The organism is Sulfitobacter sp. (assembly GCF_036960155.1).
GTDB lineage: Bacteria > Pseudomonadota > Alphaproteobacteria > Rhodobacterales > Rhodobacteraceae > Sulfitobacter.
On sequence record NZ_JBALWB010000005.1, the window covers coordinates 1 to 22,610 of the forward strand.

Consider the following 22,610-nt stretch of genomic DNA (forward strand, 5'->3'; position numbering starts at 1 on the left):
CCTGCTCCTTGGTGTAACGTCAATGAGTGCCAGTGATTTTGACCTCTAACGGCTCAGCATAGCGGATCCCCAAGGGTGCAGCCAACCATCCAAAGGGGCATCGACGAAAGAGTGAAACGGGACTTCACTATCCTGACGCCCCCCATTTGAGTGGTCCAGATTGAAAATTTGTGCGTGATGGGCCTCCGCATCCATCGGTGCGACGGATGCGGCGGTATGTCCGTCGCATCTGTGTGCCGATCACGTGATTTTGCAAAGGTGACTGTCTTCTTCAACGTGCCGCTGTGCAGTATCCAAGATGGCTGCCGAACAGCGGCTAGCTCCATCGCATCACGCCGCGACCTCGCTGAAGGTCCGCTAAAGGCCATTCGCGTTAACCTTGCACGCTCAAAAGCACTGACTTTGCAAAGGTCACTATCTGTGCATTGCAAACCTTGGAGCACGCCGCACCGAGTGGCTAGATTTCGCCCAATCTGAATTATACAGCACTTTCCACGACCGTCGGAGAGCGCGTTCTTGCCAAAATACGCCTGATCTTGGCAGGGCGCTTACCGCCATGAGCACTCGCCTTGTTGAGCTGAATGAAAGAAACCAGCCAGTTTATCAATTGTTGTCCTATGGGGATTTATTTTGACTCAAGGTGTCATAAACCAGAACGTCGCCGTCTTCCGGTATCGACAAACGTTCGAAAACCGTGGGCCATTTGCCAGCCGCGTTCCTAAGGTCTTGCCTTGAGACTGTTGCGTGATCGACAGCATCCAGATGTGTAGCAACGACCTTCGCTGAGCCAGACAATCGCAGCGTTTCGAGGGTCATGTCTGCGTCCATAACCAACGGTTCAATGCCATCCCACACCGCGCCACAGGCATGTACGACAATTACGTCAGGATGCACAGTTTCGATAATCTCGCGGACCTCATCACATAAGATCGTGTCCCCTGCCCAATAAAGGGTTGGCTCGTCTGGAGCCCGAAACATAAATCCTGAGACTGGGCCCATCTCTTGCAATATTTCTTCTGGTCCATGCCGTCCTTGCGTAACGCTAAGGCTGATACCACCAAAAGTGGTGGTATGTGTTATGGGTTTCACATTGGAAAACCCATATTTTGTTATCTTCTTGGCAAAAACCGCAGCACAGAAAATCGGGATGTCAGGGGGCAAGGCAGCTCGAGCTGCGTCGTCAAAATGATCGGTATGCAAGTGCGAGATGATCACAGCATCCACGCCGTCCAAAATTTGCGCGAGGGGCAACGGCAGGTCTACCAAAGGCGACGTAACCTGGCACGCGTAACATGGGCCCTGCCCCTTTTCAGCGAACCACGGATCAATCAAAAAAGTCTGCTGTCCAAAAGACAATCGCAATGTTGCGTTGCGTTGCGAATAAGTTGGATGCGCATTCTGAACCTTCTCTTTTACTTGTGCTCTTAGTTAACCCCCAATCACATTAGGATTCCAAAACCATCTTTAGTAAGACATCAAGTGCAGACGCCACGTCTGCACTTCCCTTTGATGTCAAATCGTCCAAACCAATAAATGCACCATAAATCAACTGGACGAGCACTGGGTCGTTCTTTCCAATATCGCTCAGTAATTTTGCGACCAACGACAGTCTGATCTTATCGACTTCATTTACAACAGCTAGGGCCGCAGGGTCAGTTAAGGCCCATGAGCGCATTGCGGGTTCAACTCGACGCCCCCCAAATTCGTCTGGCGCAGGATGTGCGGCATACGCCACCAGTTCTTCAAGACGTTTGAATTTGTCTGGTTCAGCTAGGATGCAATGTTCAATGTCGTCAACAACACGATCGCGCCAAAGGCCCAACATCGCGTTCTTAAAGGATGAAAGATCGGCAAAGTTCCAATAGAACGACCCCTTGGTTGCACCTAGATTTCGCGCAAGAGCCTCAGCCCTGATTGCGGTCGGGCCGTCCGTTGTCAGGGCACGAAAACCTGCTGCCAACCAGGCTTCTTCAGAAAATTTAATTTTGTTCATTTCATCTATATACGGTGCCGTATTTACAAATGAAATAGATCAAATTATACGGCACCGTATATTACGTAGGAGCAACAAGGAAGATAGACTTGAAAATCTTGACAAAGATCAGATTTGTGCGGTTATCCGAAGTCTCATTGATAGATATCGTTTTGCATATGAATGATCCGCGTGTCGCTGAGCATATGCCCCTCCTAACTTCTGAATGGACGCCTAAGGAGGCTCAAGAATTCGTGACGACAAAGGAGAAAACTTGGCAACAAGATGGTCTGGGGCATTGGGCTATCTTGAGCGATGAAGCTTATGTTGGCTGGGGAGGGTTTCAGAAAGAAGGCGAGGATTGGGATTTCGGCCTTGTTCTCAAACCTGACAGCTTCGGTTTAGGGATGCGCATTTCGCGATCGGCGATTGAGTTCGCAAAGGCTGATCCCCGCATTGAAACCATCACATTTCTCCTACCTCTTTCTCGCAAAAAACTAGGGGCCCTTTCTCGTGGTGGTGCTGAATTCGTTGAAAATGTTGAATACGGCGGTGAAGTCTTCAAAAAATATAGGCTTGAAACTGGATAACTGTACTGTCTGGCAATCCCATCAAAAAGCAACGTTTGGGTCGCCAGTTAAGGAGGTTGTTCCTGATCGCATTCATAATGCGGTCGTTCGCGCGGATGCGATGTAAGTTGATTTTGTCCGCAGTGCGGAGTTTGACCGCGACTTGAAGATGCTGCGATGCAGCCTGCCGAAGCCGATATTCCTGCTGAGCGCAGCAGACCAGTTTCACACGGGCAACACATCACACTTGAAACGGTGAGCCTCTGGTGGCAAACCAATATCTATGCAAAACGAACCGCAACATCATCTTTCAGATCAAAAGATAACGCTATCAGATATCACCAATCTAACCAGCGGCGGCGCAACTGCCACCCTAAGCAATTGTGACCTTCAGGGGTTGGACTTGTCACAATCCGACATGTCCGGTTGGAACTTTGAAAAGTGTAATCTGACGCGTACATCCTTCAATGGTGCAAATTTGGAAAACACTACTTTCTTGGGGTGTCGCGCGCCGGGTGCCAGCTTCTTGAGCGCGTTGCTCACAGAAGCGCATATTGAAGGCGGAGATTACAGTAACTGCCATTTTCGAGGGGCAACACTTGCTGCAATGAAGGTCACTGGCTGCAAAATGATTGGTGCGGATCTAAGTGACACGCGCACAACTGACTTTGAGGTACAGGATTGCTTGTTCGGCCTGGCACTTCTTCCAAAGCTATCTTTCCGAAAAATGACACTCAGACAGGTTGATTTTGGCGAGGCCGATCTTCGGTCCTGCGACTTTCGAGAAACCGTATTCGAGGACTGTTCTTTGCGGGATGCAAATTTATCCGATTGTCGCTTTGAGGATGCTGATTTACGTGGGGCGGATCTTGGTGGTGTCACGTTGGGTGATGCCAAGCGGTTTAAAGGCGCTGTCATATCGAAACGACAAGCCGCCGATCTATTGAGCCAGCTTGGCTTGCACGTACATTGACCCGTCAGCCTTTTGCCGCAGCGTGACTTCCACATAGCTGCCATCGGGTTACTGCGCGGTATTACTAACAAAATCGACCTACAAGAAACGGTACAAAGTACTCAGGCCCGGACCTAGTCCAGCTCAGTCCACGGCCAAGGTTTTACGTTGCTGGCCGCCATTTGGAATCTTGCTGCTTTGGCTATCCATATACCCAAATCGGTTCCAAAATCGGCCAACCGTTCATTAGGCTGCTTATTGTTAACCAGCATGATAACAAACTGAACAACCGTCGCCACCCCCAGCACCGTTTGTGCAAGAGAGATCATGACAGCGATCAGCAGCATGTAAATGAACCGCTGAAGCATATTGTCCGGTTTCTCAGGCTCAATCTGTTCACCATGCAGGCGACCATCAATCTGTGCTTCGTGTTCATCCATTATCTCACTCCCTGTTTTATGGCCGAGCCTATCCAAACCAAATCACTAATAGACCTTGTCAGCAATACGCTAGCGTTACCAAGGCAATGTGTAGACATCGAAAGCACACATGTGCCTACAACAACTTTCACGAATGGCCCGTAGTGGATGTTTGTCGGTGCGATCCGGCTTCATCAAAGCGGTTGTTCGTACATATTCCAGATTTTTTAGTTCAAACATAGACCAACTGTTTTCTTCGGACTACGACACCTGTCAGTAGAAAATCTACTAAACCACGCTGTGCCAGTAATGGGCTGCGATGCGAAAAGAGCTTGCTCAAACCTTTGCATAAATTGACAAATTGATTGTATTTGACCAAGCAATGCTGCTGGATGGGTAAATACTCACCGAAAAGGCATGCTATGAACAGATCAGAAGCGGAAAGCCAACAAGAGCATTTTGATGTGATTGTCGTTGGCGCAGGCATTACGGGGATCAATGCGGCCTATCATTTGGCAAAGCAACGGCCCAATAACAGTCTTCTTGTTCTTGAAACGTTTGAAACCTTTGGCGGTACCTGGTGGTCACACAAATATCCCGGCATCCGGTCTGACAGCGATCTTTATACATTCGGGTACCAGTTTAAGCCTTGGGTTGGACCGCCGATTGCCACAGCAGAAGAGATCCGGGCCTATATGGGCGAGGTGATCGAAGAGAACGGGCTGGATCAACACATCCGTTATCGTCACAGCATAAGTGCTGCGTCTTGGTCTAGTGAACAGAACCTTTGGACAATCACTGCGACCAAGTTGGAAACAGGCGACGAAATCCATTTTACGACGAACTTTCTGTATATGGGCCAAGGGTACTACCGCCACAAAGAAGGCTTTTGGCCCGATTGGCAGGATATGGACAGCTACAAAGGGCAGTTGACCCATTCCGAGGAATGGCCAGATGATCTCGATTACACCGACAAGAATGTGCTGGTGATTGGATCGGGTGCAAGTGCTGCAACGTTGGTACCAAACATGAGCGAAAAAGCGGCCCATGTAACCATGTTACAGCGCTCGCCGACATTTTTCCTCACGGGGCGCAATGCCATCGAAATTGCGGATCAACTTCGTGCGTTAGAGATTGATGAGACTTGGATCCACGAGGTTACCCGCAAGCAACAATTGTTAAATGGCGCGGAGTTTGCAAAACGCTGCTTAGCCGAACCCGAAGTCGTGAAACAGGAACTGATCGGTGCGTTGCGCGCTGTATTGGGGGATGACTATGACGTCGACACCCACTTCACGCCGAACTACCGCCCATGGCGACAGCGCATCGCGTTTGTGCCAGAATCTGATCTGTTTAAAACTATCGCATCCGGTGACGCTACGGTTGTGACAGACGAAATCGAGAGGTTTACACAGAACGGCGTTTTGTTGAAATCAGGTCAAGAATTAGAGGCTGATTTGATTGTTGCAGCAACAGGGTTCAACCTGAACGTGCTGGGGGATATTGCGTTCACAGTGGATGGCCAACTGGTTGATGCGCATGACACGCTGACCTATCGCGGGATGATGTTGACAGGCATGCCAAACCTTGTGTTTGTCTTCGGTTATTTACGTGCAAGCTGGACATTACGCGCCGATCTGGTGGCGGATTTCACCTGCCGCCTGCTGGATCACATGGACACCGCAAAAGCCCGGGCAGTAACAGTTACTCCAAAGCCAGAAGATATCGGAATGGAGACCAATGGCTTTATCGCAGATGATGACTTTAACCCCAACTACGTGAAGCGCAAATTGCATTTGTTGCCAAAAAGTGGCGCAAAGCCGGAATGGCAACACTCCCAAGATTATTGGTCAGACAAGAACGCGTTTCCAGCGATTGATCTGAGTGGAGCAGAGTTTGTCTATCGCGGTAAGGCCGACAAAAACTAGAAGGTCCATTTTTTTCAAGTATATTGAGGAATATCATTATGCCAGACGACGTTCATCCGCAAATTCAGGCTGTTCTCGATACGATGGCAGCGCTTAACCTGCCAAAAATACAAGATGGTTCTGTCGCTGCAGCACGTGCCCTGACAGAAGGGATGGCAGCTGCTGGCCGCGAACGTCTACCGCCCCCACCAGTGACCCAAGTGACCAACACAACCACTGGCCCCGGTTTTGGGCATGTTCCCGTGCGCATTTACCGCCCCAACCCAGTTGCATTGTCCCCCGTCCTCGTCTTTTTTCATGGCGGTGGCTTTGTGATTGGCAGCCTCGAAAGCTACGATACCGTGGCGCGATCATTGGCGTTGAAATGCAATGCGACAGTTGTTTCCGTTGATTATCGAATGGCCCCCGAACATGTATTTCCTGCCGCAGGACAGGATTGTTTTGACGCCGTTCGTTGGGTTCTTGCGAATGCAGAAACCCTCAATATCGATCCGAGCAAATTGGCAGTCTGTGGTGACAGCGCTGGTGGTAACCTCGCAGCGGTAATAGCGCTTATGGCACGGGACGCGGACCTCCCCATTGCGGCCCAAGTCCTTGTTTATCCCACCGTTGACGTAAGATGCGAAACAGCTTCATTTGCGCGCTATGCCAAAGGATACGGCGCACTTGAGGCCGATACTGTCGCATGGTTCATGGATCATTACCTGCCTGACCCCAAAACACGTGACGATTGGCGCGCCAGCCCAAAGAACGCTGAATCCCACGCTGACCTCCCGCCAGCGCTGATCATCACCGCAGAATGTGACGTCTTGCGCGATGATGGTGTTGCCTATGCGGAATTGTTAACAGCCGCGGGCACTTCAACCGAGTACGTAGAATACGCTGGCATGATCCACGCCTTCTTTAACTATCTCGGACTTGCGGACGATGCCGAGGCGGCGCATGATCGTGTCGCTGTATTTTTGAACTCACAATTCTCTTAAAACAGAGGTTTTATTGGAACGAAAACTCACCCGTCTGTGAGAAGCAGTAATTTCGTCGGGAACACTTAGTCTAAATGAGTATAGTCAATCATTTTCAAATACTTACGTGTTTCGAATTTCAAAATCCTGCCCTTAAACTTCATAACTATACATGTTTTCAATAGGATAACGAAACACCTCGCAGCTGGAGCAGCTACGGGGTCTTCCGTTTTAAGAATATTTGGACTGCATTATTCTTTGTAGAGAACCTCCAGTCTCGACCCGATAGGGGTTCTCAACGAGAAAGACATTTGCCGCATCCGATACACTGGTCCAGCTCTGAAAAACTTTTGAAAATCTGTGATGAGAAGCGCCTTCCGATCGGGATTTTCAACACAAACATTTGCCAGCTCATGGTTGATGAATTCGATTAATCTGCCCCGCCGTCAAGCTGAAGCATGCAACAATCGATTGTAGACATCTGAGTTATAAACCTCGCTCGCGTCCAATCCGACAACGTCACCAAGATCGTGTCTACCTCTCTCAAGTTGATCGCATAAAACAAGTGCTGTGCTTTATCGATATTCATGACCAGATGCTTATCGTGCATAAGCTGGGATTCAGCATGCGACCAAATGGTAGTTGTGCTCGGGTGATCCAGCTTAAAAGGGTACTCCAGCGCTTCCAAAAAGGCCAATCCCAGACCTCTCCAATTTGCCGTGGCCCCCACAGATAGTTCCGATGAAAACCACCATCTAAGGACACATCAGAGGCAGCGAACTCTCGTAGAAGGTGCTTGATGTCGTGGCTTTTGCCAGTCCGTGTCTCTCCTGTGACCAAGAGGCCCCGGACCTCAATATGCTGATCTGCAAGATTGGCTGAGAGAAACTGATCAAAAACCGTCCCCAGCTTCTCACGTGGCGGGAATTCGTAGTCCCGCGATTTGAGCTTCGTCTACACCGCCACCGAGGGCTTAAGGTTGTTTTCGTGGATATCAATATCATTCATTTCAGTGAACTTTTGCCTTCCGGCGCGCCAGTGAATTTCTGGTTTATTGTTGCAGTGGACTTGCCGCTGTCACTGGTCTCGACATTCGGTACGTCTGCGTCGTCGTTCGCTTCAACCCACTCAGCAAGAACTTCGCCAACAGGGGGATATATCCCCTCCCCAGTACCGACGGGTTCCGCAAGGGCAGACAAAGAAGCTGAGGAACTGGAGTCCTCACCGTGGAGGATCGCCATGTCAGAGCCAGCAAGCGTGTCTGCCAAGTCCTGTGCTTCGGCCCGCTTGATAACTTTGTGCTCTTTGCCGCAAAATGCCAAAAGCCCATCCATTTCGGCGCTCACGCGATTGTAAAAGCGATATTGGGCTTCCACAGCGATCTCTTGCGTAACAGGGTCAGAGTAACGCCATTCTTCGAGAAAATGCCGTCATTCCCACAAGCTGAAATGCTGGAACTGGGACAGACATGCTTTCAGCATGAAAGGGATCATCATCCCGCCTGATCAAAGTAACCTCTTCGATGCGATTGGGATCGACACAGATTGTCACTGTCACACCAATGTTGCGCAGCGCCTACCGACGGAATTCTTCGTTGCCTTGATACGGTATCCGAAACGCTTCGATGCCCACCTTCGTCACTTTACGTGTCACCAACAGCCCAACTGCCCGGCGGACCTCACGATGGGAAAAAAACGGGAGCATGCTGTACATACGTTTAGCTTGGTCAAAAATGACGTGACGGATGCCGCCCCACGATCCTTTGCCCTGTGTCATTTTGAAAGGTAGGCAACTTACGAAATACCACCAAAGGTACTTTTCGAGCTGCGCAATCGTCATGACCGTCAAAACCTTGCCCTCGTACTCAGTCTGCTTGCCTGGTCCCTGACCGTTATAGCCATGAAGCGCCTTCATGATATCAGCACTAAGAGTAGCAAAGTAACGCTCGATGAATAGCTTGTCTGATGGTGACTTTGTCCAACCAAACCGGAACATGGCGCCAAGTGATAGGATTCCATACGGAACTGTATTGTTCCAAAGACCGGGGCCAGTATCCATCATGATTATGAATGGGTGCACAGCAGGCAGCGGTGGATTTTCACACCCAGCTTCACCAGCCAATTGCGTCTTGTCTAAAACGAAGAGCAGCAACAGTTCAACCGCATCGTCCTAATTCGGTGTTTTTGCCAAATGGAATGCCAACGGCATACCGGTCGCGACATCAACAGCGACGAGGATCCACACTTTTCCGACCTTGCTGTTTTTGCTTCCTGTTTCAGTTGGCGCATAGTTTTGTCGCCAACTACTTTATCGAGGCCCCTGTCCTCTGGAAATGTCTACAATGGCATCTCACACTCATCAATTCCGATGACCTCAGCGATCATGCGCGCTTTAAGCTCACCGAACCCAGAGCGCATTGCCTTTAAGACCTCGTTCCAACCTTTTCGTCCGATCATTACTGCTGATGGATCCATACTCTTCGCAAAGGCGCGAAATTTGCGCTCAGTGACCACGACATCAGTATGTCCTGGCACAGAAAGAGATCGTTCCCGATTGGCCACCAGCATCATGCCTTGCAGCATTTCATAGCAACGGATCAGATGCTTCTCTCGTCCATCGAGGAAGTCCTCCATAGCTTTCGTCATGAGATCGATTACCCATTGCGCGAGTTCCTTCGCGGGGTGTCCGGCATTGCTGTGCTTCGTATCCAGATTTACGGGATCGAAGCTATCAAACAAATAGGTTCTGTACTGCTTCAACAAGGTCTCGCCAGCTGGTACCACGTAGCCGTTTCGTTTTACGTTTGCTCGTCTCGGAGAGACAGAGACTTTTCGACAGTGCTCCTCAACACGCTTTTCAACGACATGATGGCTTGCGTCGATTGACGACACGGTGATCTTAATCACCCCTTCCCGCTCCAATTCCGCCAGCGCCATACAGGAGCAGAGACAGAACAGGATTTTCTGTTTTGCCTCGTCATCGTGAAATCTTGATTGTCGTTTGTATCCGAACCCCTTGGGCGAAGGGCCGCGAGGCCGTTAACCATGGCGACAAGGCGAGATGCCTTTGTGTCTTGCACAAACAGGCATCCGATTGGAAATTCAGGGGATTCATTTTGCCCTTAGCTTCGTGCTCTAGATTTGAAAGGGGTAATCAATGACAGTATCGCGTTCAGCGCCGATACGACTGGCACCGATCATCCGCATGATGGCGCGGTAGGCGACAAATTCCGGGAGACCGGAACCTGCAACGATATATTCGAGGCGCGTGCCGGGTCGGGCATGTTCGATCAAATCAACAACACCTTCGTCGACGCTCGCATTTGGCATCATCTGCCACATCAAGATACGACGATTGTTGTCACGATGGACACGCGAAAAGGATGCGTCCGAGATCACAACATTCTCGTTTGCGGCGTCCTTCGGTGTATGGCGCACGATGTTCGCAATGCGACCTTTGCTGGTACTGCTGTCTAGACTGATCTGCCCGCGGACATGGAGGAGCTTTATGCGGCCACAATCGTACTGAATACCCACATCAAGGATATGGCTTTTCGGCTCGCCCTTGCCACCCGGCAACTTGATATTCACAGGCTGGCATTGGACGACGTAGACATTCGGCTGCAGGGTCGCTTCTATCTTGACCGCTTCTTCCGCCTCGGAGTCGTAGAGGGCAACACCAGGCGCTTAGTCATTGGCTTTTGTCCGCAGCACCATGCCGGATTTGTACGATGTATTGCTACGAGACAGAGGGCTATGGAGCCCCTCATACGCTCTCACACCATCGATAGGTCTGATCTCAATTCATGCTCGACGCTTAGGTTTTTCTTTCGCGGCTTTCTCTCTTTTTACGAATTTTGTTGCGATCGCACTCAGCTCGTTCAGCGTGCCTTACATTTGGACACCTCGCGCTGCAGAAGATCATTCGCAAGCGTCGCAAAATAGCATTCGACGAAAGCACGGTCTTGCAAGGGCTTCCCCTAATTTGCCTGAAAAACCTGGACCAAGCTGAGGTTATCCCCATCAATGCAGGTCGTTTTAAGAGACAGACGCGTTTTGGAACTCTTCTTCATAGTGCCGGACATAACTTCACCGTTCGCATGTAATTCGAATGCGTTTCTTTCGAGGATTTGAAACAGCTCAGAAAGGATACGCGTTTGCGACGTAATGGTGTCCGAGACCTAGCGGAGTACTGATACGAGCAATCGGGGCACTTGTATCCATGTTCCCAGATCGATTGAAATACGGCTTCTTCGCAGTCTTGTTAGGGCCGAAATGCAGTTTTAGCGTTGCCACCCCGAAGACTTTTGCTCAGCAATTTCCGATGCCGGATATCGTATTTCTCATCACTTAACCGAAGCATTGATTGGCTCGTCTTCGCCGGACTGGTTTGTTGCCGCATCATGCATCTAGCAGGGGTGGGGTAGCAGCTATTTTCACATTTCCGGTCACAACCACTGCGATGGCCCCACTTCAATGCGGTGGGTTTCGACTGGCTTGCGCCTCTTGGGCGCGCTTGGGCCAGGTTGATCTGATATAGGTGAGGATGTCCCAAATTTGGTCGTCCGTCAGGGTATCAGCAAACCCCGGCATCCCGCTATTGAACCCCGTTACGTTCCGTACGGCCAATGCTGCGGCACCACCACTTTTGGTATATTCAAATAACAATGCATCGTCATGGTGCCAAGTGTGACCCGAAACGTCGTGCGGTGGCGCAGGCAAAACCCCATCTTCATCGGGGGTTTGCCAATCCGGTTGCCCTTCGAGGTTTACGCCATGACACGCGGCGCAGCTGTCGGCGTACAAGTTGCGACCAACGTCGAGATCGCGGTTTGCCCATGTGTGATCTGCCGAAGCGATAGAGGCTATCAATAGAAGTGGGATGAAATACCATATTCGCATAGACGGCCTTTTACATTGGTAATGTCAGATTGGATGTGAGCACCGCAGTCAAAGCAAGGATAACGAGAATGACACCCCACTCAACAGTAATAGACCGCACGAGGTGATGCGCGGCGGCAGGATCTCCGTTTTTAAGGCCGGGAATGAAACGCAATTTGTTCGCGGCGGCCAAGCCAAGCAATGATGCCACCAAGACAATCTTCAGGATTAAGGCCTGCCCGTAACCAGTGCTGATCAATGCCCCGAACGACCCGACAAGCACATAAGCTATATATCCTCCCGCGACGATCAGTGTGGGCACTGTGATGGAAGCGACGACACCGAACCAGTGTCCCACATCAGCGGCCCTGCCCCATGTTGCAGGCGCGGCAGCCAGACGTCTCAGGGGGCTCAAGATACCGATCCAAAGGGCAACGGCCAAAAGGTGGAAAGTCAGCGCGCCGTCCATGAGAAATCTGTCTTTATCGGCAACATGCCCGACCATATCAAACGACCACACAGCAATCGCGCCGCCTGTGGCTGACACCCACAGTCCCGGTCGTCTGATAAATAGACCAACCACCAAAAGACCCAAGCCCGCAAGACGCCATGCAAGCGCAGACCCAAGCGGTGTTGTCCATAAGAGACCCAACATTTCAGGGTCTGTCATACCGCTTGCGTCACCAGTCAGGTTCGCCCCGCTGAGCGTAAAGGCCAATACCGTTGCAAATCCACCGAGGATGGCAAAGCCGATTGCAGGCGTACGGTAGCGATCTAGTTTAAAAAGGAGAGCGGCAAAGACTGATCCCGCCGCTGCCAAAACTCCAAGATAAAGACCAAACTTGGTGACAATCGCCGTCAGCCCCCAAATATCCGGCATCAGTCTTGGACATTAAAGGTAAAGCTGCCCTTCATCGGGTGGCCGTCTTTGCCCAGGCCACGCCAATCAATGACATACTCACCGTTGCCCATGCTTTCCATTGGCACGGCGTAATCCGAGATGAACCCTTTGTTGCCGCTCAAATCCAGATCAACGCTGTGCTCAGCTGCGTGTGTCATGGACACCTTCGTCAAACGAACTTCACCTTTGAAATCAAGTAACAGCTCGCTTGGGGCAGCAGCGATTGTGGCCTCATCTGCGGGAGTTGTTGTATTCAAAGGCGAATGCGCCATTGCACCGTTTGCCAAGAAAACCATAGTGCCTGCCAATAGGATGTTTTTCATCTTCTTTTCCTTTGTTATTGCGCGTTGGAACGATCAATTAATGCCGTTGGCGCGTTGTAATTCTCTGATGTAGGCGATGATCAGTGTGACTTCGCCGCGTGTGATGCCTTCGACCGCTGGCATATTCCCGAACCGCCAGTGATGCGCTTGCACCCCCTGCGCTGCGGCGCGTTGAAAGCTCTCATCGCCGTGGTGACTTGGCTCGTAGATTTTATGCACCAACGGAGGTGCAACGCCATCTTGACCGACCGCATTTATACCGTGACATGCGGCGCAATTCCCCTCAAACGCCTTTTGTCCAATCTGAGCATTCTGAGACAGTGTTTCAGGAACCATCACATCTACAATTGCAGCGCCTGGCGCCCCTGACTGGGCAGGGATAGCGGTGCTTTGTTCAGCTGTTGGCCAGTAGGTGTATGCGACACTGGCCGCGACAAGTACGGCAATAAGTGCGGCTACTTTTCTCATGGGCGCTCCTGCTTCTCATTCTTTTTCATCACCGCTACAGGTTCCAGCAGGTGGAGGGTCAAACACTCATTTCTCACAACTTCGTGAGCATCCACAGTGCCATCCCGATCATCATCAGGTTCTCGGTTAGTGATACAAAACCCAGCGGGACCTTGCTGTCGCCCCCTACGCAAGCGCATTTGAGCTCACGTTTATCGATGTATACCGCCTTGAACACACTGACCGCACCAATGCTGGCCACGACCAATGCCGCTGGGGCAGAGAGCCACGTCAGCAGGCCTGCCATCATTAATAGACCCGCGCCCGTTTCGACAAATGGATATACATAACCATAGCGCACCCAACGTTGCGCCAGCAGGTCGTAATTCAGGAACATCGTTGCAAACCGTTCGACATCCTGCAGCTTTTGCAAACCCAATAGCACCATAGAGATCGAGATGAACCACTCCACTGTGCGGCCAGCAAAAAAGGTGCCCATGCTCACCCAGGTCACTGCAACTGCCATAGCGGCCGCGACGCTGAACAACGCGATGACAGGGGCATAGGTTGTCCCCCCCTTCTCGGCTACTGGTTTGCCCAGATGGGCGCTCAGATCGTCAAACCCGCCGATCCGCTCCCCGTCGATAAACAATTGCGGTGTCGTTTTGACGCTGTGCTCTTCCTTGAAGGCATCCACTTGCGCGCGGCTTGTCAGGTGGCGGTCGTCCACCTCATATCCGTGCCGCTCCAGCAGGTCTTTGGATTTGAGCCCGTAGGGGCACATGTGATCCGTCATGACCATCCTGTGCAGGATGGCGGTCTTGGCAGGAACATCTTTAGGCATAACAACGCGTCCTTCTAATTGCCACTTGAAGTGGGGTAAATCTATACATAGACTTTCCACTAACTGGAAGGTCAAGGGTAGATTCTATGAATATCTCTGAGGCGGCAAAAGCATCCGGACTGCCAGTAAAAACCGTGCGGTATTATGCGGACATCGGGTTGGTAGAGGCCGCATCACGGTCCCAAGCCGGTTACCGCATCTATAACGATGCCGCTGTGCGCAGGCTTTCGTTTATCCGGCGTGCGCGGACCTTCGACTTCAGCGTAGCGGAGTGCCGCGAGTTGCTGGATCTCTACCAAGACCAAGGTCGAACCAGCGCGGAAGTGAAGAAAATCGCTTCAAAACGTCTGGAGGAAATCGAGATCAAGCAAAGGGAGCTGCAGGCCCTTCGCGATGATCTTGCCCATCTTGTGAAAGCCTGCCGTGGGGATGACCGACCCGACTGCCCGATCATTGATTTTCTAGGCTGAACCTCTGGGCATTCGGCTATTGTTCCTTTTGCATACGGAGGTACATTGCGGTTCTATTCACATCACTGTGATGAAAATCTGCAAACCTTCCAGCGCTGGACGCGTTGACAGTTAAGTTCTGATCAATCACTCCTCTAGCATGACCTCGTCAATCAACATCAACACAATCGTCAAAATGCTCGCTTGCGTTGCGTTTGTCTTTTCGCTCGTGATGTTGCCGCCGTCGTCTTCCCACGCTGATCACGCTGCAATGACCCAATCAGGTCACGCAATGATGGGTCATGCATCGATGGGCCATGGCCAAGCCGATGTGGATCTATCAAATGCGGGTGATGCACAAAGCACAGACAACGTCCAGGCTGACGCCTCATCCTTTGGATGTTGCAACGGTATATGTGTTTCTGTGGCGTTAATGGAAGACAAGACGGTTTGCGCTCTACAGCCTGTGACCGCTTCTTTTGCGCTTGTACAAACGCAAGCAAGGTCTGTGCTGAAAAGCGGCGCACTGCGTCCCCCTCGAACAACCGTCTGATTTAAAGCCCCAAATCCGGGTTTTCGCGTCGCCCATAATCTTGTGCGTCTACCGCTCTCTATACTCAGGCTATTCTTATGAAAATCATTTTACTCACGGGGGCCAGCGCCCTCGCTCTTGGCGCATGTACATACGAGCCGACGCCATTGCCGGACGTGACGTTCCAGAACGCTGCGGCGAACAGCTCAGTGGCATCCCCTGTGCGTTACCAAGACCCGTTGGCGGGATACATTTACCGCGCACCAACCGGCCCGCGTGACTGGCTTAAGGTCAATGAAGAACAGACGGAGGGCAATTGATGCGGATCATGAAACGCGCCCTGATAGGGATTTTCCCGTTGGCGCTGGCCGCCTGCGAAACAGCAATTCCACAGGCATTTACTGAACCAAAAGCGGGTTTTGCCAATGTGGCCAACCAGACCTCTGCAGCGATTGGTAAGCGCGCAGTGTTCGCTGAAACGCAGGCCGAGAATGACGCCCTGCGTAGCCAAGTGCATAGCATGGTGCATCTCAAGACAATTTCTGCGGATACTGCTGTGCAAGTCGCATTGTTAAATAATCGAGGCTTGCAGGCGTCCTACGCAAATGTCGGTCTATCGGCCGCCGAGGCGTGGCAACAATCGACGCCGGAAAACCCAGTAGTGTCCGTTGGCATCCTTGGCATTGGGGCGGCAGAGCTGGGTCTCTACCGCGCCATTGAGAGCATGATTGCGGTCAATATTCTCGACGCCAAGACACGCAAGCAACGCATGGCGCTGGCTGATATAAACTTCCGCGCCGCACAGCTTGAAGCTGTCAACGACACGCTGACGCTGGCCAACGAGACGCGCATGGCTTGGATCAATGCCGTCGCAGCGTTCGAAACCGTGAGTTATATCAGACGCGCGAAGGCAACGTCTGACGCTGGCTCCGAGCTTGCGCGCAAGCTGGGTGAGACAGGGGCGCTGAACAAGGCAGGCCAAGCCCGCGAGCAAGCGTTCAACGCCGAACTGGCAGGCCAACTGGCACGTGCCCGCCTGAATGCGACAATGGCCAAGGGGGACCTGACCAAGCTGATGGGCCTATGGGGCGCGCAGGTTGATTACTTTGTCCCGGATGCGTTGCCGCGACTGCCAAGATCTGTGGGCAACGTCACAAGCATCGAAGCCAAAGCCCTGCGTAACCGTGTCGATCTGCGTGTGGCCAAGCTGGGGCTTGAAGCACAGGCCGCGGCTTTCGGCCTGACCGACCAGACACGTTTAGTGACAGACCTCGAAATCATCTCTGGAGCAGAACTGGAGCGTGAAGCGGAGGATGGCGAGACGAGCACTGAGATCACGCCACAAATCGAGTTGGAGTTTGCGATCCCTATCTATGACACTGGTAAGGCTCGGATGCGCAAGGCAGAGCTGAGCTATCTGCAAGCGGCAAATGTGCTGGCTGAACGTGCGGTCAACGTCCGCTCGGAGGCGCGAGGTGCCGAGACCTCTTACCACGCGTCCCACAAGATTGCGCAGCACTACGCCAACGTTCTGGTGCCTTTGCGCAGGACCGTCGAGGAAGAAGGTTTGCTGTCCTACAACGGCATGATCACCAATACATTCGAGTTGCTCCAGGACACGCGGGAAACGCTTTCCGCATCGCTTGAAGCTGCAAATGCGAAACGCGATTTCTTCATGGCACAATCCAACCTGACAGCTGCCATTTACGGCGGTGGCGCAGGTAGCGGCGGTGCTGGTGGAGAGGGTGCAACACTTGCCGCTGGTGGCGGCGCAGGACACTGAAAGGAACTGACATGTTAAACAGACGTCAATTACTCGGAGCCGGTGCTGCAGGTGCAACACTGATCTCTTCGCAAGCGTGGGGCAAGACCAGCAATATGGGTCTGCCAGAGGCCGCATTGGTTGAAAACGCCAGCACGGTCATAACGCCGCGCCCATCGTCGGGGCCCGACTACACGCCCGTGGTCACGATTAACGGCTGGACACTGCCGCACCGTATGAACAACGGTGTGAAGGAATTCCATCTGGTGGCAGAGCCAGTTCAACGCGAGCTGGCAGACGGTATGATCGCCAATTTATGGGGCTACAACGGTCAATCCACGGGTCCGACGATCGAAGCTGTGGAAGGCGACCGCGTCCGCTTTTACGTGACCAACAAACTGCCCGAACATACAACCATTCACTGGCACGGGCTGATCCTGCCGTCTGGCATGGACGGCGTAGGCGGGCTGAGCCATCCAGGCATTCCACCCGGCAAAACCTTTATCTATGAGTTTGATCTGACAAAATCAGGCACCTTTATGTATCACCCGCATGCGGATGAAATGGTGCAGATGGCAATGGGGATGATGGGCATGTTTGTGGTCCACCCCAAGGACCCGACATTCATGCCAGTGGACCGCGACTTCCTGATCATGCTCAACGCCTTTGACATTGATCCCGGCACCTATGTGCCAAAGATCATGACCATGACGGACTTTAATCTGTGGACATGGAACAGTCGAATTTTCCCTGACATCGACCCGCTTGTGGTCAACAAGGGCGACAAGGTGCGTGTGCGTGTCGGCAACCTCACGATGACAAATCACCCGATCCACATGCACGGCTATGACTTCAAAGTTACCTGTACCGATGGCGGCTGGGTGCCTGAATCTGCGCAATGGCCTGAAGTCAGTATCGACATCCCCGTGGGAGCCATGCGCGCCTATGAGTTTGTGGCCGAGCATTTGGGCGATTGGGCAATCCATTGCCACAAGTCACACCATACGATGAATGCGATGGGGCACGATGTGCCGACGTTTATCGGTGTAGACAAGGGGCCACTGGCGCAGAAGATCCGCAAATTCCAGCCTGAGTACATGCCAATGGGTACTGCAGGCATGGCCGATATGGGCGTCATGGAAATGGAATTGCCCGACAATACTGTGCCTATGATGACAGGCTGGGGCCCACATGGCCCCATCGAAATGGGCGGCATGTTCTCGGTCGTGAAGGTGCGAAACGGCATCGATGCGGACGACTATTCTGACCCGGGCTGGTACGAAAACCCTCCGGGCGAGCAGGCGTATGAGTGGACGGGTGAATTGCCGGAGTTCGCATCTAACAACAGCCCAAAAACAATCCTGACACCAAAACCAACCCAAAAGGGCTGAAGGCCCCAAGGCCAAACTTAATCAGTGGAACTACAAAATGAACAACAGAAAACCCCTCATCATTCTTGGCGTTGGTGCTGTGGCACTCGCCGGTTTGGCGTTCGTCTTTGTCAGCGGCGACGAACACGGAATGCAACATGGCGGAGACCATGCTGAGGCAGCTCACGCGGAGACGGGTCATGGAGAAACAACCCATTCGGAAACAGGACATGGAGCAACCGGGCACGGTGACGGTCACGACGCGCAAATGGCTATCGGCAAACCTGCAGAGGACCACGACGCGCGTATGGTCACGGTGTCGATGAAAGAGACCAACGATGGCATGGTATTCGAGCCATCTGCGCTGACGTTCAAGGCCGGTGAAACCATCAAGATCAGCAACGCAGGCGAACTGGAGCACGAGTTCGTCATGAACATTCCCGAAGAAATCATCGAGCATAAAACGATGATGGAGCGGTTTCCAGAAATGGAGCACGACGATCCCAACTCGGTCCGCCTTGACGCCGGTGCCTCGGGCGAGATCGTCTGGACCTTCACAAACGCAGGCAGCTTTGAGTTTGCCTGCCTAATCCCCGGCCACTACGAGGCCGGCATGCATGGCCCGATCTTGGTAAATTAACCCCACACCCCAACCCAACGAAGGACGATTAAAATGGTTAAATTGTACATCACAGCTGCCGTTGCAGCACTGACACTTTCTGCAGGCTTTGCGCTGGCTGACGGCGACTATACCAAAGGCAAGGTCAAAAAAATCAACGCCGATGCAGGCAAAGTCACCATCATCCACGAAGAATTGACCAACCTCGACATGCCCGCCATGACAATGGTCTTTCGCGCAAATGAAGAGATGATGGCCAAGATGTCCGAAGGTCAGGACATTGAATTTATCGCGGATCGTGTCAAAGGTAAGCTGACAGTTACCGAGCTTAAATGACCTTAGGCTGTGGCCGGCGTTTGCTGGCCCCAGCCTTTCAAAAGCGCGGACAGGCAGTCGAGGCGAAGGCGCGATCAATATCAAAGAGGGCCAGATACGATGCTCAACTATGCGTTCACGTTCAAGAAACTTATCGCGCTTGTGTTGACGGCTCTGTTGATGACGGGCGCCGTCTCTGCCCAAACAAAAATGGTCGATCTACCGCCGCCGGTTTCAGATGGCGCACGCGAGCCAAACCTTTCTCGCCTGCCAGATGGACGCATTCTGTTGAGTTGGACCGAGCCCGTCGGCGCAGACTTTGCGGTAAAGACATCCATTCTGGACGGAAATGTATGGTCAGAGCCGCAGACCGTTGTTCAGGCGGATGACCTTTTCGTCAATTGGGCCGACTTCCCCTCCGTCGCTGCCTTTGCTGACGGCACATGGGCAGCACATTGGCTGCAGAAAAACGGAATATCGTCGTATCAATATAACGTCATGGTTGCCCTTTCGTCCGACGAGGGCAAAACTTGGAACGCACCGTTTATATTGCACGACGACAGATCACAAAGCGAACATGGCTTTGTTTCCTTTCAGCCTGTTGAGCAGGAAATGATGGCAATCTGGCTGGATGCAGGGTCCTACGACAACCAAACATCCGATGAAGACCTGAGCAATGCAATGCACCTGCGCGCCAGAACTCTGTCGCCTGACGGTACGCTGGGCCCTGATACGCTTATCGATGCCCGCACCTGCACCTGTTGCCAGACCTCGGCTGCGCTGGTCGCGGGTAGTGACATCATCAGCGTCTACCGCGATCGCAGTCCGACAGAAATTCGCGATATCGCCATTGTCCGCACGAATGATCGCGTCTGGTCGACACCCACACTAGTTGCCAAAGACGGCTGGGAGATAAACGGCTGTCCGGTCAACGGTCCCGCTGTTGATGCGCACGACACGACCGTGGCTGTTGCTTGGTTCACCGCAGCAAATAATAAGCCAGCAGTAAACGTCGCGTTTTCGTCAGATGGCGGCGTCAGTTTCGAGGCACCATTGCAGGTGGATTTCGGCAACCCTCAGGGCCGCGTCGATATCTTGATGCGCGACGCACAGTCAGCAGTAGTCACATGGGTAGAGCACGGGTCTGACGCCGAAATTATTATGGTCTGCACAATCAAATCTGGGGAAGGCTGTATCGAACCTATAACGCTGACGACGAGCAACGATGGCCCATCCATTGGCTTTCCACGTATGACGTCGGGAAAGAATAGCGTATTTTTGGCATGGACTGCGGCCCAAGAGACAGATCACCAAAATCTAAAAGGTGGCACAACCATTAGAGTAATGCGCTTTCAATAGAGATGGGGTGAGGTTCGGGTTGAATTACCATCACAAGAAATTCTGTTGTCGATAATTGTCGGTTATACAATCATGCAAATAAGAGCCTCTCGTTGACAAACCATCCGCGCGAGTAAAATATCATGGCTACCCACACGATCCCTGTTTGGAGCGTCATCAGCCTGTGCTCACTCGCTCTGCATTTGGTGCTGCCCGTCACCGTCTCTCATGTACTCGCAGCGACCGTCCTGACACTCATCGCAGGCGTCTACATCGGCTTTGCTGTCATGGACGGACGGATGAGACGGATCATTATCGAGAGCATCGCAGCCTGTGCCTTTGTCGGCATTGCATCTTGGGCTTTGATACTTGCACCGCACCTTATCCCACTGGGGTATCTGGCACATGCGGCTTGGGATTTTCTGCATCATACACCACTGTTCAAGGTCGCTATGCCACGGTGGTATATCCCTGCCTGCGTTGTTGTAGACGTTATAGTGGGCGTAGGGTTATGGTTGATCTGGGCTTTATAATAACCGGTATTCGCCGCGTCCGATTTGCGCCATCCGCTTGTCATCACACAAGGCCCTTAACGCTCTATAGCAAGCCTCGTGCGTAAGATTGATACGCGAAGCTAAGTCAGTCACTTTCGCGTCCAGATACCCTGCTTGCACGGCGGCAAGGACGCGCTCCTTGGCTGAGCGAATGGCCAATATTTCGATCTGGGCGCGGTACTGTTGAACCTGCACAGCCAGCAATCCAGTAAGCCCTTCACTGAACAAACGGTTCAACTGCATCATGTCGATGACTGCTGTTTTGGAGATCTTCATAACGGTCCCGGACTCTGTGCAGATCGCATCGCAATGATACCGATCCGAAAAGATTGAGGCTTCGGCAAAGTATCCACCCGAAACGGCTTTATGGAGGTTCAGAATATCACCACCCAAGCTTGTACGGCGAAGGGATACGCCCCCCTCGACGACCAGGTACAGCCCTGAGGTTGATTGGTCTTGCCGAAATAACACGTCGCCTTCGGACATATCCTCGGTACGACGGGCTGAAGGCGGCAAAAGGGCGAATGGATCATCAATCATATGATCGAAATCATATGTCACCTCATTCACTTTGGATAGGCTTAAAGAAAATAGGAGAGTTCAATGAAATTCGGTCTTATCTCAGTAACGATGACGCTCATGGCATCAAGTGCCATTGCACAACATGCACATCAGTTACATCTTCCCAGTGAAACGGGACAATCTCAATTCGCCGCGATAGCCGAGATTGTCACGTTGCTACGGGACGATCCCAAGACGGATTGGGAAAAAATCGACATAAAAGCCCTGCGTGATCACCTGATAGACATGGATAACGTGACGACAAAGGCGTCGGTTGAACGAACATTTGATGGGCTGGGTATGACGTTCATGGTCAAGGGAGATGAGGAAGTCGCGGCATCCATCCAACGTATGGTGATGGCACATAGTCCAATGTTACAAGGATCATCCGACTGGACTGTCATCGCCCAGAAAATGGAAGATGGTGCTGTTATGACCGTTACGGTCGGCACTGAGGAAGACATGCAACAAGTTTTGGGTCTTGGATTTTTCGGATTGATGACAATCGGCGCGCATCATCAACAGCATCACCTTATGATCGCATCAGGGCGATCACCTCATTGAAGATTTATAGAGGGCAGATCTTCAAGACATAATATGATTGGGGGTGACTTGTTCCAAATGGCAGACCATCCCGTCAATTGTAACGAAAGTTCGCTGTCCAGCTGCCGCGGAGCCCGCGCCAATGCGGCGTCTGACTATTCGCGACAATCTTGATACCAGAGATAAGGCGCGTGACGGTTCGCAGATTTGTATTCGGTGCGTTGGCAGCAATCTCTTCAACCGCCAGGCTACCTGAAGCAAGTTGACATAGAGAACCATATTCTAAACCTTTGCGACAAAAAAACCAGAGATCGAGGCTTCCGACAGATCTTTATTTCGCCTGTTCTTTTGAACCAAGAATCTGAAATTC

General features: G+C 52.0%; 26 protein-coding genes. 13 read left to right on the forward strand and 13 right to left on the reverse strand.

Features of this window, described 5'->3' with window-relative positions; all coding sequences use genetic code 11:
- Positions 1-615: 615 nt before the first annotated feature.
- Both V7775_RS12655 and V7775_RS12660 read right to left on the reverse strand, forming a co-directional pair.
- On the reverse strand, positions 616-1,362 hold the full coding sequence (locus V7775_RS12655; RefSeq protein ID WP_335752265.1) for an MBL fold metallo-hydrolase: 747 nt from the start codon (positions 1,360-1,362) through the stop codon (positions 616-618).
- Positions 1,363-1,444: 82 nt separating this feature from the next.
- Positions 1,445-1,993: a TetR/AcrR family transcriptional regulator gene (locus V7775_RS12660; RefSeq protein ID WP_335752266.1), complete on the reverse strand. Its 549-nt coding sequence runs from the start codon at positions 1,991-1,993 to the stop codon at positions 1,445-1,447.
- A gap of 89 nt (positions 1,994-2,082) precedes the next feature.
- On the opposite strand from V7775_RS12660, the gene V7775_RS12665 reads away from it, so the two are divergent.
- Positions 2,083-2,562, forward strand: a complete 480-nt coding sequence (locus tag V7775_RS12665) for a GNAT family N-acetyltransferase (RefSeq protein WP_335752267.1) — start codon at positions 2,083-2,085, stop codon at positions 2,560-2,562.
- 262 nt (positions 2,563-2,824) lie between these two features.
- Positions 2,825-3,514 carry a pentapeptide repeat-containing protein gene (locus V7775_RS12670; protein ID WP_335752268.1) on the forward strand — a complete coding sequence of 230 codons (690 nt, stop codon included), beginning with the start codon at positions 2,825-2,827 and terminating at the stop codon, positions 3,512-3,514.
- 113 nt (positions 3,515-3,627) lie between these two features.
- Here V7775_RS12670 and V7775_RS12675 read toward each other — a convergent pair whose 3' ends face one another.
- Positions 3,628-3,933: a DUF4389 domain-containing protein gene (locus tag V7775_RS12675; protein ID WP_335752269.1), complete on the reverse strand. Its 306-nt coding sequence runs from the start codon at positions 3,931-3,933 to the stop codon at positions 3,628-3,630.
- A gap of 401 nt (positions 3,934-4,334) precedes the next feature.
- Here V7775_RS12675 and V7775_RS12680 point away from each other — a divergent pair, with 401 nt between their 5' ends.
- Both V7775_RS12680 and V7775_RS12685 read left to right on the forward strand, forming a co-directional pair.
- Positions 4,335-5,840, forward strand: a complete 1,506-nt coding sequence (locus V7775_RS12680) for a flavin-containing monooxygenase (protein ID WP_335752270.1) — start codon at positions 4,335-4,337, stop codon at positions 5,838-5,840.
- Between the two features lie 38 nt (positions 5,841-5,878).
- On the forward strand, positions 5,879-6,823 hold the full coding sequence (locus V7775_RS12685; protein WP_335752271.1) for an alpha/beta hydrolase: 945 nt from the start codon (positions 5,879-5,881) through the stop codon (positions 6,821-6,823).
- Positions 6,824-7,806: 983 nt separating this feature from the next.
- Here V7775_RS12685 and V7775_RS12690 read toward each other — a convergent pair.
- The 9 genes from V7775_RS12690 to V7775_RS12730 all read right to left on the reverse strand — a co-directional run bounded on the left by V7775_RS12690 (position 7,807) and on the right by V7775_RS12730 (position 14,197).
- Positions 7,807-8,178 (reverse strand): hypothetical protein, encoded by a 372-nt coding sequence (locus V7775_RS12690; protein WP_335752272.1) that lies wholly within the window; start codon positions 8,176-8,178, stop codon positions 7,807-7,809.
- Between the two features lie 199 nt (positions 8,179-8,377).
- Entirely contained in the window at positions 8,378-8,953 is a 576-nt protein-coding gene (locus V7775_RS12695) for a hypothetical protein (RefSeq protein WP_335752273.1), read from the reverse strand.
- A 185-nt stretch (positions 8,954-9,138) separates the two neighbouring features.
- On the reverse strand, positions 9,139-9,708 hold the full coding sequence (locus tag V7775_RS12700; protein WP_335752274.1) for a hypothetical protein: 570 nt from the start codon (positions 9,706-9,708) through the stop codon (positions 9,139-9,141).
- A gap of 228 nt (positions 9,709-9,936) precedes the next feature.
- Positions 9,937-10,392, reverse strand: coding sequence for a hypothetical protein (locus V7775_RS12705; protein WP_335752275.1), 456 nt, complete (start codon positions 10,390-10,392; stop codon positions 9,937-9,939).
- An 882-nt stretch (positions 10,393-11,274) separates the two neighbouring features.
- Positions 11,275-11,703, reverse strand: a complete 429-nt coding sequence (locus V7775_RS12710; protein WP_335752276.1) for a c-type cytochrome — start codon at positions 11,701-11,703, stop codon at positions 11,275-11,277.
- A gap of 10 nt (positions 11,704-11,713) precedes the next feature.
- Complete coding sequence (locus V7775_RS12715; protein ID WP_335752277.1) at positions 11,714-12,562, reverse strand: copper resistance D family protein; 849 nt, start codon at positions 12,560-12,562, stop codon at positions 11,714-11,716.
- A complete protein-coding gene (locus tag V7775_RS12720) occupies positions 12,562-12,906 on the reverse strand; it encodes a copper resistance CopC family protein (protein ID WP_335752278.1) in 345 nt (114 codons plus the stop codon). Before V7775_RS12720 ends, V7775_RS12715 begins: the two co-directional genes overlap by 1 nt.
- 33 nt (positions 12,907-12,939) lie before the next feature.
- Positions 12,940-13,374 carry a c-type cytochrome gene (locus tag V7775_RS12725; RefSeq protein WP_335752279.1) on the reverse strand — a complete coding sequence of 145 codons (435 nt, stop codon included), beginning with the start codon at positions 13,372-13,374 and terminating at the stop codon, positions 12,940-12,942.
- Between the two features lie 73 nt (positions 13,375-13,447).
- Positions 13,448-14,197, reverse strand: a complete 750-nt coding sequence (locus V7775_RS12730; RefSeq protein WP_335752280.1) for a glutaredoxin family protein — start codon at positions 14,195-14,197, stop codon at positions 13,448-13,450.
- Positions 14,198-14,283: 86 nt separating this feature from the next.
- On the opposite strand from V7775_RS12730, the gene cueR reads away from it, so the two are divergent.
- The 8 genes from cueR (at position 14,284) to V7775_RS12770 (ending at position 21,115) form a co-directional block, all read left to right on the forward strand.
- Positions 14,284-14,667 carry a Cu(I)-responsive transcriptional regulator gene (gene cueR, locus V7775_RS12735; protein WP_335752281.1) on the forward strand — a complete coding sequence of 128 codons (384 nt, stop codon included), beginning with the start codon at positions 14,284-14,286 and terminating at the stop codon, positions 14,665-14,667.
- Between the two features lie 609 nt (positions 14,668-15,276).
- Positions 15,277-15,498 (forward strand): hypothetical protein, encoded by a 222-nt coding sequence (locus tag V7775_RS12740; protein ID WP_335752282.1) that lies wholly within the window; start codon positions 15,277-15,279, stop codon positions 15,496-15,498.
- Positions 15,498-16,961, forward strand: a complete 1,464-nt coding sequence (locus V7775_RS12745; RefSeq protein ID WP_335752283.1) for a TolC family protein — start codon at positions 15,498-15,500, stop codon at positions 16,959-16,961. Before V7775_RS12740 ends, V7775_RS12745 begins: the two co-directional genes overlap by 1 nt.
- Before the next feature lie 11 nt (positions 16,962-16,972).
- The gene (locus V7775_RS12750; RefSeq protein ID WP_335752284.1) at positions 16,973-18,331 is read left to right on the forward strand and encodes a multicopper oxidase family protein; all 1,359 of its coding nucleotides are present in this window, start codon (positions 16,973-16,975) and stop codon (positions 18,329-18,331) included.
- 37 nt (positions 18,332-18,368) lie between these two features.
- Positions 18,369-18,950, forward strand: coding sequence for a cupredoxin domain-containing protein (locus tag V7775_RS12755; RefSeq protein WP_335752285.1), 582 nt, complete (start codon positions 18,369-18,371; stop codon positions 18,948-18,950).
- A 33-nt stretch (positions 18,951-18,983) separates the two neighbouring features.
- On the forward strand, positions 18,984-19,265 hold the full coding sequence (locus V7775_RS12760; RefSeq protein WP_335752286.1) for a copper-binding protein: 282 nt from the start codon (positions 18,984-18,986) through the stop codon (positions 19,263-19,265).
- A gap of 99 nt (positions 19,266-19,364) precedes the next feature.
- The gene (locus V7775_RS12765) at positions 19,365-20,603 is read left to right on the forward strand and encodes an exo-alpha-sialidase (RefSeq protein WP_335752287.1); all 1,239 of its coding nucleotides are present in this window, start codon (positions 19,365-19,367) and stop codon (positions 20,601-20,603) included.
- Positions 20,604-20,725: 122 nt separating this feature from the next.
- Entirely contained in the window at positions 20,726-21,115 is a 390-nt protein-coding gene (locus tag V7775_RS12770; RefSeq protein WP_335752288.1) for a hypothetical protein, read from the forward strand.
- Here V7775_RS12770 and V7775_RS12775 read toward each other — a convergent pair.
- Positions 21,110-21,697 carry a Crp/Fnr family transcriptional regulator gene (locus V7775_RS12775; RefSeq protein WP_335752289.1) on the reverse strand — a complete coding sequence of 196 codons (588 nt, stop codon included), beginning with the start codon at positions 21,695-21,697 and terminating at the stop codon, positions 21,110-21,112. The two genes, V7775_RS12770 and V7775_RS12775, sit on opposite strands and share 6 nt — an antisense overlap.
- 42 nt (positions 21,698-21,739) lie before the next feature.
- Between V7775_RS12775 and V7775_RS12780 the strand changes: the two genes are divergently transcribed.
- A complete protein-coding gene (locus V7775_RS12780) occupies positions 21,740-22,261 on the forward strand; it encodes a hypothetical protein (protein ID WP_335752290.1) in 522 nt (173 codons plus the stop codon).
- The last annotated feature ends 349 nt before the right edge of the window (positions 22,262-22,610 follow it).